This is a genomic window from Veronia pacifica (assembly GCF_001707825.1).
In the GTDB taxonomy this organism is placed as follows: domain Bacteria; phylum Pseudomonadota; class Gammaproteobacteria; order Enterobacterales; family Vibrionaceae; genus Veronia; species Veronia pacifica.
Window position 1 is genome coordinate 137,302 of record NZ_LYBM01000002.1, and the last position, 16,887, is coordinate 154,188.

17 protein-coding genes and 1 riboswitch are annotated in these 16,887 nt (G+C 44.3%); of the genes, 8 read left to right on the forward strand and 9 right to left on the reverse strand.

Annotation, left to right across the window (positions count from 1 at the left end):
* Nucleotides 1–94: 94 nt before the first annotated feature.
* The 3 genes from A8L45_RS02120 to rnd all read left to right on the forward strand — a co-directional run bounded on the left by A8L45_RS02120 (nt 95) and on the right by rnd (nt 4,188).
* The gene (locus tag A8L45_RS02120) at nt 95–955 is read left to right on the forward strand and encodes an alpha/beta fold hydrolase (protein ID WP_245680626.1); all 861 of its coding nucleotides are present in this window, start codon (nt 95–97) and stop codon (nt 953–955) included.
* Between the two features lie 309 nt (nt 956–1,264).
* Entirely contained in the window at nt 1,265–2,950 is a 1,686-nt protein-coding gene (gene fadD, locus A8L45_RS02125) for a long-chain-fatty-acid--CoA ligase FadD (RefSeq protein WP_068898733.1), read from the forward strand.
* 113 nt (nt 2,951–3,063) lie between these two features.
* Nucleotides 3,064–4,188: a ribonuclease D gene (gene rnd, locus A8L45_RS02130; RefSeq protein ID WP_068898735.1), complete on the forward strand. Its 1,125-nt coding sequence runs from the start codon at nt 3,064–3,066 to the stop codon at nt 4,186–4,188.
* 26 nt (nt 4,189–4,214) lie between these two features.
* Here the strand turns inward: rnd and minE are convergent, their stop codons facing one another.
* Genes minE through minC form a run of 3 tightly spaced genes read right to left on the reverse strand, consistent with a single transcriptional unit; the run spans nt 4,215 to nt 5,978 of the window.
* Nucleotides 4,215–4,478, reverse strand: coding sequence for a cell division topological specificity factor MinE (gene minE / locus A8L45_RS02135; protein ID WP_068898737.1), 264 nt, complete (start codon nt 4,476–4,478; stop codon nt 4,215–4,217).
* A 3-nt stretch (nt 4,479–4,481) separates the two neighbouring features.
* Complete coding sequence (gene minD, locus A8L45_RS02140) at nt 4,482–5,294, reverse strand: septum site-determining protein MinD (RefSeq protein ID WP_068898739.1); 813 nt, start codon at nt 5,292–5,294, stop codon at nt 4,482–4,484.
* 21 nt (nt 5,295–5,315) lie between these two features.
* Complete coding sequence (minC, locus tag A8L45_RS02145; RefSeq protein WP_068898741.1) at nt 5,316–5,978, reverse strand: septum site-determining protein MinC; 663 nt, start codon at nt 5,976–5,978, stop codon at nt 5,316–5,318.
* A gap of 181 nt (nt 5,979–6,159) precedes the next feature.
* Here minC and A8L45_RS02150 point away from each other — a divergent pair, with 181 nt between their 5' ends.
* Both A8L45_RS02150 and A8L45_RS02155 read left to right on the forward strand, forming a co-directional pair.
* Complete coding sequence (locus A8L45_RS02150; protein WP_432416285.1) at nt 6,160–6,474, forward strand: YcgL domain-containing protein; 315 nt, start codon at nt 6,160–6,162, stop codon at nt 6,472–6,474.
* Nucleotides 6,475–6,484: 10 nt separating this feature from the next.
* The gene (locus A8L45_RS02155; protein WP_068898743.1) at nt 6,485–7,462 is read left to right on the forward strand and encodes a lytic murein transglycosylase; all 978 of its coding nucleotides are present in this window, start codon (nt 6,485–6,487) and stop codon (nt 7,460–7,462) included.
* 375 nt (nt 7,463–7,837) lie between these two features.
* On the opposite strand, the gene A8L45_RS02160 is transcribed toward A8L45_RS02155, so the two are convergent.
* Nucleotides 7,838–8,236 carry an H-NS family histone-like protein gene (locus A8L45_RS02160; RefSeq protein WP_068898745.1) on the reverse strand — a complete coding sequence of 133 codons (399 nt, stop codon included), beginning with the start codon at nt 8,234–8,236 and terminating at the stop codon, nt 7,838–7,840.
* 315 nt (nt 8,237–8,551) lie between these two features.
* Nucleotides 8,552–8,733, forward strand: a riboswitch (Lysine riboswitch).
* Between the two features lie 88 nt (nt 8,734–8,821).
* On the opposite strand from A8L45_RS02160, the gene A8L45_RS02165 reads away from it, so the two are divergent.
* Both A8L45_RS02165 and A8L45_RS02170 read left to right on the forward strand, forming a co-directional pair.
* Nucleotides 8,822–10,402, forward strand: a complete 1,581-nt coding sequence (locus tag A8L45_RS02165) for a Na+/H+ antiporter NhaC family protein (protein WP_068898991.1) — start codon at nt 8,822–8,824, stop codon at nt 10,400–10,402.
* Nucleotides 10,403–10,596: 194 nt separating this feature from the next.
* Nucleotides 10,597–11,175, forward strand: coding sequence for a thymidine kinase (locus tag A8L45_RS02170; RefSeq protein WP_068898747.1), 579 nt, complete (start codon nt 10,597–10,599; stop codon nt 11,173–11,175).
* A 41-nt stretch (nt 11,176–11,216) separates the two neighbouring features.
* Here A8L45_RS02170 and A8L45_RS24380 read toward each other — a convergent pair whose 3' ends face one another.
* A complete protein-coding gene (locus tag A8L45_RS24380) occupies nt 11,217–11,366 on the reverse strand; it encodes a hypothetical protein (RefSeq protein WP_175401883.1) in 150 nt (49 codons plus the stop codon).
* Nucleotides 11,367–11,422: 56 nt separating this feature from the next.
* Nucleotides 11,423–12,055, reverse strand: coding sequence for a class I SAM-dependent methyltransferase (locus A8L45_RS02175; RefSeq protein WP_068898749.1), 633 nt, complete (start codon nt 12,053–12,055; stop codon nt 11,423–11,425).
* A gap of 122 nt (nt 12,056–12,177) precedes the next feature.
* On the opposite strand from A8L45_RS02175, the gene A8L45_RS02180 reads away from it, so the two are divergent.
* Nucleotides 12,178–13,077 carry a LysR family transcriptional regulator gene (locus tag A8L45_RS02180; RefSeq protein WP_083228150.1) on the forward strand — a complete coding sequence of 300 codons (900 nt, stop codon included), beginning with the start codon at nt 12,178–12,180 and terminating at the stop codon, nt 13,075–13,077.
* 293 nt (nt 13,078–13,370) lie between these two features.
* Here A8L45_RS02180 and mobA read toward each other — a convergent pair whose 3' ends face one another.
* The 3 genes from mobA to A8L45_RS02195 all read right to left on the reverse strand — a co-directional run bounded on the left by mobA (nt 13,371) and on the right by A8L45_RS02195 (nt 16,535).
* Nucleotides 13,371–13,955 (reverse strand): molybdenum cofactor guanylyltransferase MobA, encoded by a 585-nt coding sequence (mobA, locus tag A8L45_RS02185; RefSeq protein ID WP_068898751.1) that lies wholly within the window; start codon nt 13,953–13,955, stop codon nt 13,371–13,373.
* A gap of 373 nt (nt 13,956–14,328) precedes the next feature.
* Nucleotides 14,329–14,793, reverse strand: coding sequence for a hypothetical protein (locus A8L45_RS02190; RefSeq protein WP_175401884.1), 465 nt, complete (start codon nt 14,791–14,793; stop codon nt 14,329–14,331).
* Nucleotides 14,794–14,912: 119 nt separating this feature from the next.
* Nucleotides 14,913–16,535 (reverse strand): trypsin-like serine protease, encoded by a 1,623-nt coding sequence (locus tag A8L45_RS02195; protein ID WP_068898756.1) that lies wholly within the window; start codon nt 16,533–16,535, stop codon nt 14,913–14,915.
* Nucleotides 16,536–16,887: the final 352 nt, after the last annotated feature.

Genomic DNA, 16,887 nt, shown 5'->3' on the forward strand with positions numbered 1-16,887 from the left:
GGCATCAATGTCTATTTATCGCTGACTTGCATCTCACTGATATTTCAGTCAGCCTGATTGTTACTTCAGATAACCCTTATTCAGGCGTCAGATAATGTTGAACGAAACCCAGTTTCCCCTGCGTCATGGCAATATTGCTGCCCAGACGTTTTTGACTGCAAAACCACGCCCTGTACTTGTTATGCTTCACGGCTGGCAGGATAACAGCGGCAGCTTTGCACCACTGGCCGAGGCATTATCACAGCATGCCGATCTGGTTATGGTGGATTGGCCCGGACACGGTCTCTCTGACCACAAAGGTGAGGGGTATTTTTATCCATTTTTCGACTATGCCGATGATCTTAATCAGCTTGTCATTCAGTTACCACTTGATGGCAGACCACTTTATATCGTTGGTCACTCACTTGGCGCAATGGTTGCCAGTTGCTGGTGTGCAGCCTGGCCGGAAAAGGTAAAGGGTCTGGTGATGATTGAGGCTCTGGGGCCAATGTCAGAGCGCGATGATAAAGTACTTGAGCGTCTTCGTCGCAGTGCGGAAGGCAGAGACAGGATAAAGCCGTTAAGACCTTTGTCGAGTGTTGATGAAGGTGTAAAACTCCGAATGGGTATCAACAAAGTCCCGGATGCAGCGATTCGTCCGCTGGTGGAAAGGGGAACAGTCTTTAATGGCGAGCAATGGCTTTGGCGTCATGATCCAAGATTACGGAGTGAATCCAATTTTAGGATGACGGCCCGACAGGCTGAGCAGGTGATCCGGGGAATTAAATGTCCTGTTCTTTTATTACTGGGAGATGATGGCTATCCGCAACTCCGAGAACCTCAGGCACAGGACAGAAAAAACTGGTTCAGTGAGTTAGAGACGCGTTTTATTGATGGCGCTCATCATTGTCACCTTCAGAGTCCTGCTAAGACAGTGGAAGAGATACTGAGTTTTGTCGAGAGAGTTGAGACATAAATTACCGTTTACCTTTCATGCCTCTCAACGTATCTAAGTCTGAAATTGAGAGCTTCACCCAGAGAAGACATCAACAACCCAAGAATAAAACGCCCTTATGTGACCGCCCAAATGTTAATTATTTGTGTGACATGTTGTAATTAGAGTTAAACACCTATTTAAAACTAAGCTTTACAAAGAATTTATGATTTTTGGTGTTTACTTTATCAATACCATGGCATTCACGCATGGAGTTAAATGTTCCGTGTTGGTATCCTTCGCATCTATATACGGGTATACCGACCCGAAGAAATAAATAGGAGATTGCAAGTGGATAAGGTTTGGCTTAACCGCTACCCATCGGATGTACCGGCTGAGATCTCGCCGGACGCCTATCCGTCCCTGGTTGAAATGTTAGAAAAGTCAGTACAGAACTATGCTGACCAGACGGCTTTCATCAACATGGGACAGGTGATGACCTTCCGCAAGCTTGAAGAGCGCAGTCGTGCTTTTGCAGCGTACTTGCAGAATGAACTGAAACTGAAAAAAGGTGACCGTGTCGCTATCATGATGCCAAACCTGTTGCAGTACCCGATTGCGCTATTTGGCATCCTTCGTGCGGGTTGTGTCGCGGTGAATGTTAACCCGCTATACACACCTCGAGAGCTAGAGCATCAGCTGACTGACTCTGGTGCCGCTGCCATTGTCATCGTCTCAAATTTCGCCCATACCCTCGAAAAAGTGGTAAAGAACACAGGCGTTCGGCATGTGATCCTCACCAGCGTCGGCGACCAGTTGCCGAGAGCAAAAGGGACTGTCGTCAACTTTGTCGTTAAGTACATCAAGAAAATGGTACCTGACTTTAACCTTCCGCAGGCGACCTCGATGCGAACGGTTCTGTCAAAAGGTCGTCGATTACAGTACGTGAAACCATTTTTGAGTGGCGATGATGTTGCATTTCTTCAATATACAGGCGGAACGACGGGCGTTGCTAAAGGAGCAGTGTTAACCCATAGAAATATGGTTGCTAACGTTATGCAGGCGAAAGCTTGTTACGGCCCTGTGATTGAAAACGGTCGTGAGCTGGTGGTGACGGCTTTACCGCTTTATCACGTGTTTGCACTGACTGTAAACTGTTTGCTTTTTATTGAAACGGGTGGCAGAAACCTGTTGATCACTAACCCGAGAGATATTCCGGGTTTTATAAAAGAACTGAAACAAAATCCGTTCACAGCCATGACAGGCGTTAATACGCTGTTCAATGCGTTGTTGAACAATGAGGATTTTAAAGAACTAGATTTTTCTAAACTCAAACTGACCATAGGTGGCGGCATGGCTGTACAGCGTGCTGTTGCAGAAAGCTGGTATTCGGAAACGGGTACGCATTTGATGGAAGGTTATGGCTTGACTGAGTCGTCACCTCTGGTCGCCGTAAATCCTTATGACCTTGATGGTTATAACGGTTCTATCGGTTTACCGGTTCCTTCCACTGATGTTCGTATCGTCGATGATGAAGGTAAGGTTGTGGGCAATGATCAGGTAGGTGAACTTCAAGTGAAGGGGCCTCAGGTCATGCAGGGTTACTGGCAACGGCCGGGTGCTACAAAAGACGTGCTGACTGAAGACGGCTGGCTATCGACGGGTGATGTTGTCCGTTTTGATGAAGATGGCTTCATGCACATCGTCGACCGCAAAAAGGATATGATCCTGGTCTCCGGTTTTAACGTCTATCCCAATGAGATCGAAGATGTCGTTGCACTGAACAAGAAAGTGTTGGAGGTCGCTGCTATTGGTCAGCCCCACGACGTTTCCGGTGAAGTGGTCAAGTTGTGTATTGTGAAGCGGGACGACAGCCTGACCCGTGATGAGGTGATCAAGCATTGCCGAGAACACCTTACTGGCTACAAAGTGCCCAAAGTGGTTGAGTTCTACGATGAACTACCTAAATCCAATGTCGGTAAAATTTTACGGCGTGTACTTCGTGAGGCGGATAAAGAGAAAAGTGCTGCCCATTAATGCAGACTATCGCCCTAGGGCTTACAATTAGGTAACCCGAGACATGCTGGCTTCTGCCAGCATGTCTGTCTTATCGGCAGTGGTTGCTGATAACCAGATGATTGGAAAAATGTGTGAATTTTGAAATTATTTCAGACACAGAAACACTGGCGAGAGTTTGCGAGCAAGCCCGTCAATGTGATGCTGTCATGCTTGATACGGAGTTCGTTCGGACGCGGACCCTTTACCCCCGTTTAGGGCTGATCCAGCTTTATGATGGCAAGCAACTTTCTTTGATTGACCCGATTGAGTTAAACGACCTTAGCCCGCTTTGGGCGCTTCTCAGTGATCAGTCGGTGATTAAAGTCCTCCATGCGTGTAGCGAAGATCTTGAAGTTTTTCAGCATCATGCTGGAGTGATGCCTTCGCCAATGCTGGACACTCAGGTGATGGCGGCTTTCCTTGGTCATGGTCTATCGACTGGATTTGCAACCTTGGTCGAGGAATATCTCGTTGTTACTTTGGATAAAGGGGAAGCTCGCACTGACTGGTGTGCCCGGCCTCTCACTCAGCGCCAGTTAGAATACGCGGCAGCTGACGTATTTTATCTCTATCCTCTTTACCACCTTTTAGCTGAGAAAATCCGTGAGACAGGCTGGCAACAGGCAGTCAGTCAAGAGTGTGAATTGATCTGTCAAAAGCGAGCCCGACAGCCCGACCCTGAAAAAGCTTACCTAGATATTAAAAACGCCTGGCAATTGCGCCCTGAGCAGCTTGCAGTCTTGCAGAAGCTGGCAAAGTGGCGTTTAAAAGAGGCACAGCGCCGAGATTTGGCTCTTAACTTTGTCGTGAAAGAACTGCATTTATGGAAAATGGCGAGATATAAGATTCGCTCACTGGACCATATGATAGAAGAAGGGTTTGATCGGTTTGAGATTGAACGTCACGGTAAGCGTTTAATTGGCATGGCTCATGAGGCAGACAAATTGCCGAGTGAATATCATCCCGAGCCTATTTCTCGGCTGGTTGATATGCCTGGTTACAAGCAACTGGTTAAGGTTGTGAAAGACGAGATTAATGCAGTTGCGGAAAGCTCGGGGCTGGTACCTGAATTCATTGGGTCAAAAAAGCAAATTAATCAGGCGATAAAGTGGGCATGGGTACATGATAGATCACCTGACAAATGCCCGGATTTATTATCTGGTTGGCGTGATGAACTTCTGTCATCACGTGTGATGCCACTGCTCGATAAAAAATAAAAAACCGGCCTTGATGGCCGGTTCTTTTATTTATCTTCGTCAGGTAATGTCACGTTCAGTTCCAACACCGACAGATCATCATCACGTTGTTCGAGCTGAACATTGACTTGTTCAGGCGTTATCTCAACATATTTCCTGATCACGTTCATGATGTCCTGTTTGAGCTGCGGCAAATAAGAGGGTTGGTTATTACCCGCGCTGCGCCTCTCAGCAACAATGATTTGCAGCCTCTCTTTGGCAACAGAGGCAGACGTTTTTTTCGATGGCCTGAAAAATTCGAGTAATGCCATGCCTTATCCTCCAAAAAGTCTTTTCAGGAAGCCCTTTTTCTCCTCTTCCAGAAAACGGAATGGGCATTCGCCGCCAAGCAAGCGGGTGATTGCATCCTGATAAGCCTGACCAGCATCTGATTCCTGATCCAGTATTACAGGTTCACCTTTGTTAGAGGCATGGAGAACCGAGGGGCTTTCAGGTATCACACTCAGTAAAGGAATACGGAGGATTTCCTCTACATCAGATACACTCAGCATCTCGCCATTGGCGACTCTTACCGGATTATAGCGGGTGAGAAGCAGGTGAGTTTTCACCGGGTCCTCACCGGATTCTGCCCGGCGCGATTTGGAGTCCAGAATACCTAGAATACGGTCAGAATCGCGAACTGATGAAACTTCTGGATTGGTAGTAACGATTGCCTCATCAGCGAAGTACAACGCCATCAACGCGCCTGCTTCGATACCTGCAGGAGAGTCACAGATGATGAAATCAAAATCCATGGCTTTCAGGTCATCGAGTACCCGGCCAACACCTTCTTTCGTCAGGGCGTCTTTATCGCGTGTCTGAGATGCTGGCAATACATAGAGTTGCTCGTGACGTTTATCTTTGATGAGTGCTTGATGCAGATTAGCTTCGCCATTGATGACATTAACGAAGTCATACACAACACGGCGCTCGCAGCCCATGATCAGGTCAAGATTTCTAAGCCCTATATCAAAATCGATTACTGCTGTCTTTTTGCCAGCAATGGCCAACCCTGTGGCAATTGCTGCGCTTGAGGTTGTTTTACCGACCCCACCTTTCCCCGAAGTAATTACAATAACTCTCGCCATGCCTCTTTCCTAACTTGGTATTTATAATGTGAGGTGTTCAATTCTTAGTGCATCACCATCCAGATAAACTCTGGCAGCGTTTTGGATAAGTTCGCTGGGTATAGTGTCACTCAGCGAGTACGTTCCTGCAATCGACAATAATTCTGATTGCAGGTCCTGACAGAATATTTTTGCCTCTCTTTGACCCGTTGCCCCGGCAATTGCACGGCCACGGAGCACACCGTAGATATGAATGCTACCGTCAGCAATCACTTCCGCGCCCGCACTGACATGGTTCAGCACGACCAGGTCGGCATTTTTTGCATAGATTTGTTGGCCCGAACGAATAGGTGTGGTGACCACTTTTGTTGGTGTCAGCACTGGATCATTCACTCGTGAAGATTTAGCCGATGACATAACGGCCAGCCCGTGTTGCTTTGCTGCATTACGTATGTCGTTATTTTTGCACCCGGTTAGACCAACAAGGATCATTCCCGTTGAATTAACAGCTTGCTGTAAACGTGAAAAATCTGGGCAAGTATGTAGTCTTGAAATATCTATTACGACAGGCGCACCATCAAAAAAAGCAGGTGCCTGTTCGACTTTTTCACAAAGAAAACTCACCGCATCACTTAGGTTATTATCCATGAGATGCAGAACGGATAATGTAAATGAACTGCCTTTGAGTTCAGCATTTTTTGTCATAAGGAAATGTTCCGGCATGCCAGAGAAATAATGCGCAAGTGCGCATTATCAGACTGTTTTTAGCATGGTATATTCACTGACAACAGGCAGCAAGTGTAATGGCTTTTTGTGACTGTTTTATCGCCATCTTAAAGGTGTTTTTCTGATCGCCTTCTATTTATAGTTGGAGATTTTTAGCCGGATGCGCATTCCGGGTTTTGAGTTGTATGAGGTTTCTTTAATGTTCTGTGCCATCTATAAAAGCCCAAAAAAAGAAAGTATGTATCTTTATGTAAAAAATAAAGATGATTTCAGTGATGTTCCTGAACTTTTGTTGTCAAACTTCGGTAAGCCTCAGTTTGCTATGATGCTAAACCTTGCTAAGCGTGAAAAGCTTGCGATTGTTGACATCAATAAGGTTCGTCAGAGTTTGATTGATGAGGGATTCTTTTTACAAATGCCTCCTGCACCCGATCAGGCTCTGGCACATATAAGGGCGCAAAATACAAAACTATAGTGAGGGTAAAATGCGCAAAGGAATGTTTCATTTAATTATTGGTTCGATACTCACTTTATCTGCAACCAGTGCTCATGCACGTCAGTCATTTGATGATTATGTGCTGGGATTAAAGAAAGACGCGATTGCCTCCGGTATCAATGCTCAGTTGGTTGATGATGCTTTCAAAAATGTAAAATACAAAGCAAGAGCAGTAAAAGCTGACCGTAATCAACCAGAAAAAAAACTGACATTGGATACCTATATTCAACGGGCAGTCCCTAAGTGGAAAGTAGATAAAGCCAAGGCGATGTTCAGTAAGCATAAACAACTGCTTTCAAGCGTCGGTGAGGAGTATGGTGTTCAGCCAAGATATATTGTTGCGCTGTGGGGAATAGAAACAAATTTTGGTTCTTTGACAGGCAATTTTAGTGTGGTTAATGCACTCACTACGATGGCTTATGAAGGGAGGCGCGAAACATTCTTTAAAAAGGAATTGATGTCTTCTCTCCAAATTCTTCAAGAGGGGCATATATCGCTAAATGATTTTAAAGGTTCATGGGCTGGTGCAATGGGTCAAAATCAGTTTATGCCAAGTTCATTTTTACGCTATGCCGTTGACGGTAATCAGGATGGTAAAAAAGATATCTGGAATTCTTTACCCGATGTTTTTTCGTCTTCAGCAAACTATCTTAAACAAGCTGGCTGGAACGATAATTATACCTGGGGGCGGGTAGTTCGAGTGCCTAAAGGATTATCCCCATCTTTGGTTGGCATAGATAAAGAAAAGGGTCGTTCACTTCAATTCTGGCAATCTCAGGGCATTCGTAAAAATAGTGGTGCGGCACTCCCTGACCTTGATATTACTGCTTGGTTAATTCAGCCTGACGATGGCTTAGGTCGAAGTTATCTTGTCTATGGTAATTACCAGAGTTTATTAGACTGGAACCGCTCTCATTATTTTGCCCTTGCGGTCAGTTATTTAGCTGACAGGATTAAGTTTGGCTAATTAAGGGATATTGTCAGATATTACACTGTGGTTTACAAATGAGTGGTTGTCTTAAATTTGAGTTGGAATTCAGTCAGGGCTGTTCAATATTTGTGCGATTTTTTGTGACAATCATTCATTTTATTACGATAAATGAATCTTTTTGCAATTTTTTCTTCGTGGCGATATCAATATCTAATATTACCGCTCTTAAAGAGTTGGTTTCAAATCAGTCAATATAAGTGGGTAAATATAAAAAAGAAGAGGTCTATGCCTCTTCTTTAATATCACTATGCCAGTCGCAGTTGTCGTTTGATACAAACATTTTAATTTGTAACTACATGTAACAAGGTATGCTTATTGTGGCTTTAGACAAGGGGATTAATGAAGATTTCCTTAGATAAGGAAGTCGTCCATAGTTTTTCCAGAGTCTAGTGCCTCTTTAATAGCTTTAGGAGTACGACCTTGACCAGTCCATGTTTTCTCTAAACCGTCAGTATCAACAAATTTATATTTAGCAGGGCGAGCTGCGCGCTTAGATTTAGATTTTGTGCCGCCCAGTGAAGAAAGTAGTTCTTCAGGATCAATACCGTCATTGATCATCATTTCACGGTACTTCTCTAATTTATCAAGACGTTCTTTCTCTTGCGCCATTACTTCAGCTTCAGCTTCTTCACGCTCAGATACAACAGTCTGAAGTTTATCCAGAGCTTCCTGAAGTTGCTCAAGTGAAAGTTCACGAGCAGTCGCACGCAGGCTGCGCAGGTTTAGCAATACTTTAAGTGCTTCCGACATTATCAAATACCTTTATTTACGAAACGAGTAAAATCATGCTAATAGTAGCAACATTAAAATAAATAATGCAAACTTTAGTTTGTTTATATTCGTAAATAATAGTGTTCGTAAACAAAAAAATTGTTTATTTATATTTTTATTTTCATCATAACATCAATTTTTATTTGTGAAAAAATTGTTCTAGTGGGGTATATCTCAGACTCACATCTCATATGATGTCGCATTTTCTGTACTTTTAAGTAAATTTCTTTGATAGCTTTACAATAGATTATTGGTTGCAAAGTCAGAAGCAGTGAGTAGAATACCGCCCTGCTTTATGCACGTAGAGGTGCGCTATTTATCAGTAATCAGTAGTAGGGTGATACCTTTGATCACTTATGAAAGGAAATAGCGCCGAAGCAAAACGTATTTATCACGTCGTTTTGTTGGGGTTGTTAATGAATAGTTACAACACTGCCATAGTATTTTGTTATTCACTATGGAGCGCTACTGTAGGAAGGGAATCAAACATTCAACGGTTTCTTATCCTTGCTGATTTTCAGCCACTGCAGTAGATCTCCAACCTATATGGTTGATTTAGAGATCATGAATTTAATCGACTTTTCCTCATCTGCCCTTTCAATATTACCAGCCATCCTAGCTTTGGGTTTGGCAATATTAACTCGCCATGTTCTTTTATCTTTAGGCGTTGGTATTGTTTCTGGTGCTCTGTTATTAAACGACTTTTCACTATTTGGTAGCCTTTCTTATATTGCTGATAAAGCCAAAGGTATAGTTATTGATGGTACGAGTATTAATTCTCACAATATGAGTATCATTGCTTTTCTTATCCTATTGGGAATGACAACTGCACTTTTGACGCTCTCTGGCGGTACAAGAGCATTTGCAGAGTGGGCACAGCAAAGAGTTAAAAGTAAGCGTGGCGCAAAATTACTTGCTGCTTTTCTTGGTGTTTTTATATTTATTGATGATTATTTCAACAGCTTGGCTGTTGGTGCAATAAGTCGTCCGGTTACTGATCGCTTTTATGTTTCCCGAACCAAGCTCGCCTATATTCTTGATACGACGGCAGCGCCTATGTGTGTTCTTATGCCAGCTTCAAGTTGGGGCGCATATATTATTACTGTTATTGGTGGGATTTTAATAAGCCATGGTGTGACTGAATATTCACCACTAAGTGCATTTGCGGCAATGTTACCGATGAATTTTTACGCAATTTTTGCACTGTTAATGGTATTTGCTGTCGTTTGGTTTCAACTTGATATCGGTTCGATGCGCCGCTTCGAGTATCAAGCTTGTCTTGGGAATAAAGAGGACGAGGATGAAACTCAGACTCGATCCTTGGATGAAGACCTTGGAATTATTGAAAGCTCCCGCGGGACTATCACCGACTTGATATTACCTATCGTCGTGCTGATCTTATCGACATTTGGCATGATGATGTACACGGGGGCTGCTGCTCTGGCTTCCGAGGGCAAACCATTTTCTATGCTTGGTGCCTTTGAGTTCACCAATGTCAGTCAATCTTTGCTTACGGGGGGTCTGATTGGTTTTGCATCTGCTCTGCTGATGGTGCTGAGACAAGGTTTGGCTGTGGCTGATATCGTCAAAACGTTGAGTGCTGGTGCGCAGTCAATGTTTGGTGCGATTCTCATCCTGACGTTCGCATGGGCGATCGGCGGTGTGATCGGCGATATGGCAACAGGCAGCTACCTCTCCAGCCTTATTCAAGGCAGTTTGCCAGTTCAGGTTCTTCCCGCCGTTCTGTTTCTCCTCGCTGCGTTGATGGCTTTTTCAACGGGTACATCATGGGGAACTTTTGGCATTATGCTGCCAATAGCGGGCGATATGGCTGCTGCTGCTGATATTAGTCTGATGCTACCTATGCTGTCTGCTGTTTTGGCAGGAGCCGTATTTGGTGACCATTGTTCGCCAATATCTGATACCACGATTCTGTCGTCAACTGGTGCGCGTTGTAACCATATTGACCACGTAACGACTCAGCTGCCGTATGCACTGGCCGTAGCCTTCATTTCATGTATTGGTTACTTGATTCTGGGCACGGTTGGGTCTGTCTTTATTGCGTTGGTCGCTTCTTTTGGCGTTTTCTGTCTGATGTGTATTTATTTCTCATGGCTGTCAAAGCGTCCTGGTAGGTTGTGTTAACTCCTCTTCATGGGCTTCCATTCGGAAGCCCATTATTTCTTTGTTAACGATGATTTATTAAAGAAAATACCCTAATTTTTTTGAGGTCGTATTTCGTCGATATGGCTAATCCCCTCGGCTGTTATTTTTGTAGATTTTGACAAGTTCTTTTTTTTAAGTAGCATGCGCACTGATTTTTGTTTCTGGAGTTGCCAATGGCACAGCTTTACTTCTATTACTCGGCAATGAATGCGGGTAAGTCGACCACCTTATTGCAGTCGTCATTTAACTATCAGGAAAGGGGAATGACCCCACTTATTTTCACAGCTGCAATTGATAATCGATACGGTGTTGGAAAGGTAAGTTCACGTATTGGATTACAGGCTGATGCTCAGCTCTTCGGTCCAGAAGATGATATTTTTGCAGCTGTGACTGATTTGCATGGCGCAAACAAAGTTGATTGTTTGCTTATCGATGAGTGTCAGTTTTTAACTAAAGCTCAGGTATACCAGATCACTGAAGTTGTGGATAAATTGAACATCCCTGTTTTGTGTTACGGGCTGCGTACTGATTTTCTTGGTGAGCTATTTGAAGGTTCTAAATATCTTCTTGCATGGGCGGATAAGCTGGTTGAACTGAAAACTATCTGTCATTGCGGGAGAAAGGCCAATATGGTGATTCGTACTGATGAGACTGGCAGGGCAATTGCTGACGGTGATCAGGTCGTTATTGGCGGTAATGACAGGTATGTTTCTGTTTGCCGCATGCATTATAAAGACGCTCTAGACAAGTGATATCTCCTTATAATACGTAGCTATTATTGAATCGCTGTTATCTAACAGGGTATGTTCTGGGGACAGTCTTGATTAAACCGAATCAAGACTTCCTCAGTGATATCGGTGAGGGTACCTGCCAGACATACCTGTTCCAGAGAGTGTTTGATACCACGTTTTTCACTCGTATTAAGTTGAAGTGACCCCCACATATTTCTATCCATAAAACTGAAAAGACTCGGAATAGAGTAAAGGTGGTTTCTCACAATCAGGTGTGCTTAGGTCTTTGCATTACCAAAAACGACTGCTGACTGTTCGGACTCGGTTCCCATTCCTGAGCCAGATCGAAACCCGCATCTAGCATGGCTTGCATCAACTGTTCAGCGGTAAATTTCTCTACATGAGGTGCCTTACCAACTAACTTCATCACAGGCAAAGCGATGTTAAGCCAAGAAAAGCGATCAAAACAAACGCTGCTGGTGATGAAGTAGCCACCGGGTTTCAGCACCTCAAAGCTTTGGCTGATCACCTGTCTATAATCGGCCATCAAATGCAACACATTTAAACCCAGAACGACATCATAGCTAGTATCAGGATGCGCTTGCTGCCAGTTTTCCAATGTGCTTTCGATAAAAGTCAGGTTCGACTGCGGGGTTTGTTGCAGTTTCTCATTGGCAATTTCAATCATACGTGTCGAAATATCCAGAGCGGTATAAGAGTTTACCTTAGGTGCGTGAATCAGGGCTGTCGAACCGGTACCGCAACCAAACTCTAAGATCTCTGATTGTTCCGTCAAATATTTATCCGTAATGGCCAATTTTTGTTGGTAAATCGATTCATTGGCAATAGGGGTATCGGCATATTTATCAGCGACTTTGTTCCAAAAAATGGCATCGGCCATGGGGAAGGTCTCCTATGTCATTGAGAATACAAAACAAAGTCTGCCACAATAGGACCAGATGTAAATTGCATGATCGTTGATACCAGATATACATAAATGTATGGAAGACCAAGAGTAGGCGCATGACGATAAACTGGCAGGCCGTCAATTTTGACTGGAACCACATTAAAGCATTTTTACTCACGGTCGAGCAGGGATCACTCTCGGCTGCTGCCAAAACTCTTCAGGTCGCTCAGCCTACCCTGAGTCGTCAGATGGCGGCTTTGGAAAAAAGTCTGGGTATCGTGTTGTTCGAGCGAGTCGGTAAAGGCATTGAGCCAACCCCGCAAGCTCTGGCATTGGTTGAACATGTGAAAACCATGGCTGAGGCGGCATCTGCACTATCACTAAGTGCCATGGGGCAGACCAGTAGTATTGCAGGTACAGTGCGTATCAGTTGTATGGTTATGTCGGCGTTTGAGCTGTCTCCTGTGTTGAAACAATTGCACCAGCAGTATCCCAATTTACAGTTAGACATCATGGGCACTGATCACAGCAGCGATTTGAAACGGCGCGAAGCAGACATTGCCATTCGTGCCTATCAACCAACAGAGCCAGATTTAATCGCCAAGCGTTTGTGTGATTTTGAATTGGGCTTATATGCCACAAAGAGTTACGCCCAAGAATTGGGCTTTCCTGAAACCATTGCCGATCTTACCCAAGCGCAGTTTATCGGTTTTACTGATGGTCGAGACCAATTTCGTGAGCAATTACACTCAAAGGGAATCTATGTCACTGACGCTCAAATAATGCTGCGTGCCAATAGCCATTTTGCTCATTGGGCATTAGCTCAGCAAGGCTTAGGCGTTGGAGTCATGTTCACCAACGTAGCCCAACAATGTGAGCACATGGTTCGCCTTTGCCCCGATCAGGTCGTCTTTGAAGGTCAATATTGGCTGGTAGTGCATCGCGAGCTTCATACCAGCCGCCGGGTCCGTGTAGTGTTTGATCACTTATACAAAACACTGGGCGGTTCTGGTTGAAATGTAAAACCGATTATTCGTGCATGTAATAAAGACCATATTGATTTTATCGAACCGGCACCTCTCCTAACAGCCTTAACAAAACGAAGCTACATCAACATCCATCGCTAAGGCCTTCATATACATGTCCGAGTGAAACCTCAGTAACGTCCGTCAACTCATTTAAGAATGTTGTTGAAGTTCGTTCTTATCCCAGCCTCAGTCAGCGTTGGAGTTTTTTTCCGGCAGTGTGGTCTTTCCTGTACCGTTTTATGCAGCAAAGCCAAGTACAGGTCGAGAGCATTTCACTTTTCTCATGATAACTGACCATACCTTTCCAGCTCGTCAGGGGTATTCAGATTAATAAAGGCATCGTGTTGATCGCCAAAATCGACAACTTCAGTTTTGCACATGTCATAAAGTAAAACGATTTTTCGGTCACCGCCACGGAGGAAATCATCCAGCTTCTTAAAAAGGCTCCTTTTCATTAAAGTCACCACTGGCTGAACGTGCTCACCGTCGTGGGCAACGACAATCTCAGTATCTGGTTTGATTGCCGACTGCATTCGATCGACTAATGTAGATGGCAGGTTGGGGCAGTCACAGGGCACAAAACCCAGCCAGTCTGAGCTTAGGGTCGTCATCGCTGCATGCATTCCTCCCAGAGGTCCCGGGTAGCCCTCGAAGACATCTCCAAAGACGTCGCCATACTGGTGATAGATATCCTGATTGCGGTTGGCGTTGATTGTGATTGCGGCGCCTTGTTTGGAGAGTTGCTCGTGAACATACGCGATCAAAGGCTTCTCGTTCAGCTTGATCAGGCCCTTATCTTGTCCATTCATTCTTATTGCTCGGCCGCCTGCAAGAATGACCCAGGTGATGTCGGGATGCGACTGCATGTTTTTCCTTTTTCTATTTATCTACAAGTGGGTGGGGAACAAATAAATCAACGGTGAATGAATAATGATATTTCAACGCTTCATGTGTCCACATCAGAACATCGGTAAAAAGCAGAGTGGCATAATGACTATATCAGAGCTTTAATCCTCTTATATTGATTTCACATCATTCTATAATGATGCCTACCTTCTCATTCAATCACAGGAGAGTGAGCAAGTGCTCTGTTAAATAATTAACGCTTATTGTGCAGTAGGTGATATTAGCTAATAAAAACATAGCGGCTAAATTACGATTGTTTGACGGATATTTATCAATGTAATTGCTGCGGTTCTTATATATCTGAGCTGAGTCAATAAAAAATATGTCATAGTTTCACTCACCTTCGGTATCAATGTAGTTTTCCTGCATATCAATGGGGTAGAGGGTGACAGCCAAAGACAGCCCCAGTGCCGCCATTTCTGCCAACGTATCCGACGAGATATTTTCAACAAATCCCCAGTGCGATGAAGACACACTGTAACCGATATTCATACATTTCTGGTGTGCGTGCCCCCATTCTTGCCTGACATCATCCGGGAAACTTTTAATCCATTCAATGTAATATACGATGCAAGCATTTGGCGAATGTTTAGGGTCTAAGCTACTGCTAATTGACCATTCATTTGTGTCTTTATCGAAATGAAGGTGAGCATATTCATCAGCTTTTTCAAAAAAATCAACCAGCTTATGAAAAGGCAGTGACGAACGGATTTCGAGATCAACCGTGATGTATCGCGTGTGTTGCATATTGGCGGGCATATTCGGCAAAGAGGTGATAGAAAAAATTAAGACTGCCACAACACGAGGTGACAGACAACAAAGGGAGCTTAGCGGTTTTTATGATGAGAAATTACTGTTTTTCAGATATAAAAAGCCGGTCTAAAGGCGACCAGCTTTTTATCAATTGATGATTATTGTTAGCAATTACCAACGGATTTCCAAGGTCCCCAAGGCCCTGACGCTGCAGGATTTTCACCTTGAACCCACCATCTGGCTTCATAAACTTTTCCGCCAGCAGAAGCTCGGTCGCCCGTTAAATAAACGGTTTCAGCGTTCCATGCAGGAGCACTACAGCTTCCAGAATCAAGGTTAATCTCTTTGATCTCTTCGTCTGTTTGGCCATCCGTATCAACTACCGTCAGTACAACACGATAAGAACCTCCAGAAGCATAAGTATGTCTTGGGTTCATTGACTGAGATGTTTTACCGTCACCAAAGTTCCAGTTAACGCTTGCGATACCTTTGTCGTCAATGGACGTGTTAGTGAAGCTGACTGTCAGACCACTTTTCGTATAATCAAATGCTGCATTTGGCTCACCACCACCGACATCACCATCACACACGCCTAAGTCTTTCCAGACATTGGTGTAGACATCGGGTGCTGCACCAGTAGACCACCATGTAGCCTCATACTTACGCCCTTTGTAGCTGACAGTGTCTCTCAGTGCATAGTTCTGACTTGCAGACCAGGCAGGTAAACCGTTACAACCTTTCGATGGCTTGCCAACAGTCACTGAATCTGCATGAGTATCTGAAAGGTTATCATCATCAGTCGCTTTGATTGTGACAGTGTAAGTTCCTTCGGTTGCATAGGTGTGCGATACGTTAGCACCAATAGCTGTATTTCCGTCGCCAAAGTTCCATTCCTGAGAAACAACCACACCGTCTTCGTCTCTGGATGTGTCAGTAAAGTTAACAGTAAGGCCGTTCACGCTGTGTGAAAAGTCAGCGACTGGTGGGGTCTCAGTAATACGACCGATATACCCCTGAATCCAATTCAGGTAACTGCTGGTACGGGTAAACACTGTTGCACCACGGCACTGTTTACCCCAACTTACTGTGCCTATACTGTAAACGTCACTGCCTACAGTAACAGCGTATGGGCCACCACTGTCGCCGTTACACGCTGAAACTTGTCTGCCATTTAACGTACCACCGCCACAAATCACTGAGCTTGGCAGATTTGATCGCAGCTCACTGCTACAGCTGGAGTTGGATATAACAGGCAGTACTACTTCACGAAGGACGTCACTTTGTGAACCACGATTGCTGGTGAGACCCCAACCGGACACAACAACATTCTGGCTTCCAACGCCAGCATATTGCTGCTCAATTTGTGCGGTAGGTAGTTTAGCTGGCTTGTATTCAGAGCTTGCAGGTGAAGAGAGTTCTAACAAGCCGATATCATAACCGCTTTGGATGCCTCGGGAGCCTTGCCAGTTAGGGTGTTTTATAATGTTTTTGACCCGGATACTCTGGCCATCATTGGCTCTCATGCTATGAGCGCCGACTCGAACTGTCAGTCCTGATGTTGATGCATTATCCAGACAGTGTGCCGCCGTTAACACCCATCGGCTTGCTACAAGTGTACCGCCACAGCCTTGCCTGCCGTTCATTAACAACGCGACTTGGTATGGACGAGAGTAAGGTACTGACTCCACCCCTCCAACAATTTGTGGATCAATATCTGCCGTGGCCATCACTGGTGAATGCAATGTCATCATTGCAGTTGTCAGCGCGGCTAACGTTATCTTACGCATGGTAATATCCTTTTAACCTATTGTTTATAAACAGTTACTGCGTGGCTCAAATACTCCTTCGATACTTCATAAGATGAGACCATCGAAAAGTAACGCGGATAAAAGGACAAACAAGTCAGACCAGTTGGTTTGGTTGAAGTTTATGCGACCAACTTCAGTCTCATATGAACACCAAGTATGCAACATTATGTTTACATTTGACCCCTGCATCATAGTTAGACTAATTGAGCGAGAGAGTCTATTTGCTGTTTTTTGTTTAATTTTTAATGTTTTAAAGAAACATTATGCTTTTTACTTTTTTCTATCGTCGAACTGGATGGATGCAACTGTTTATTAACAATATTGGCCTTGA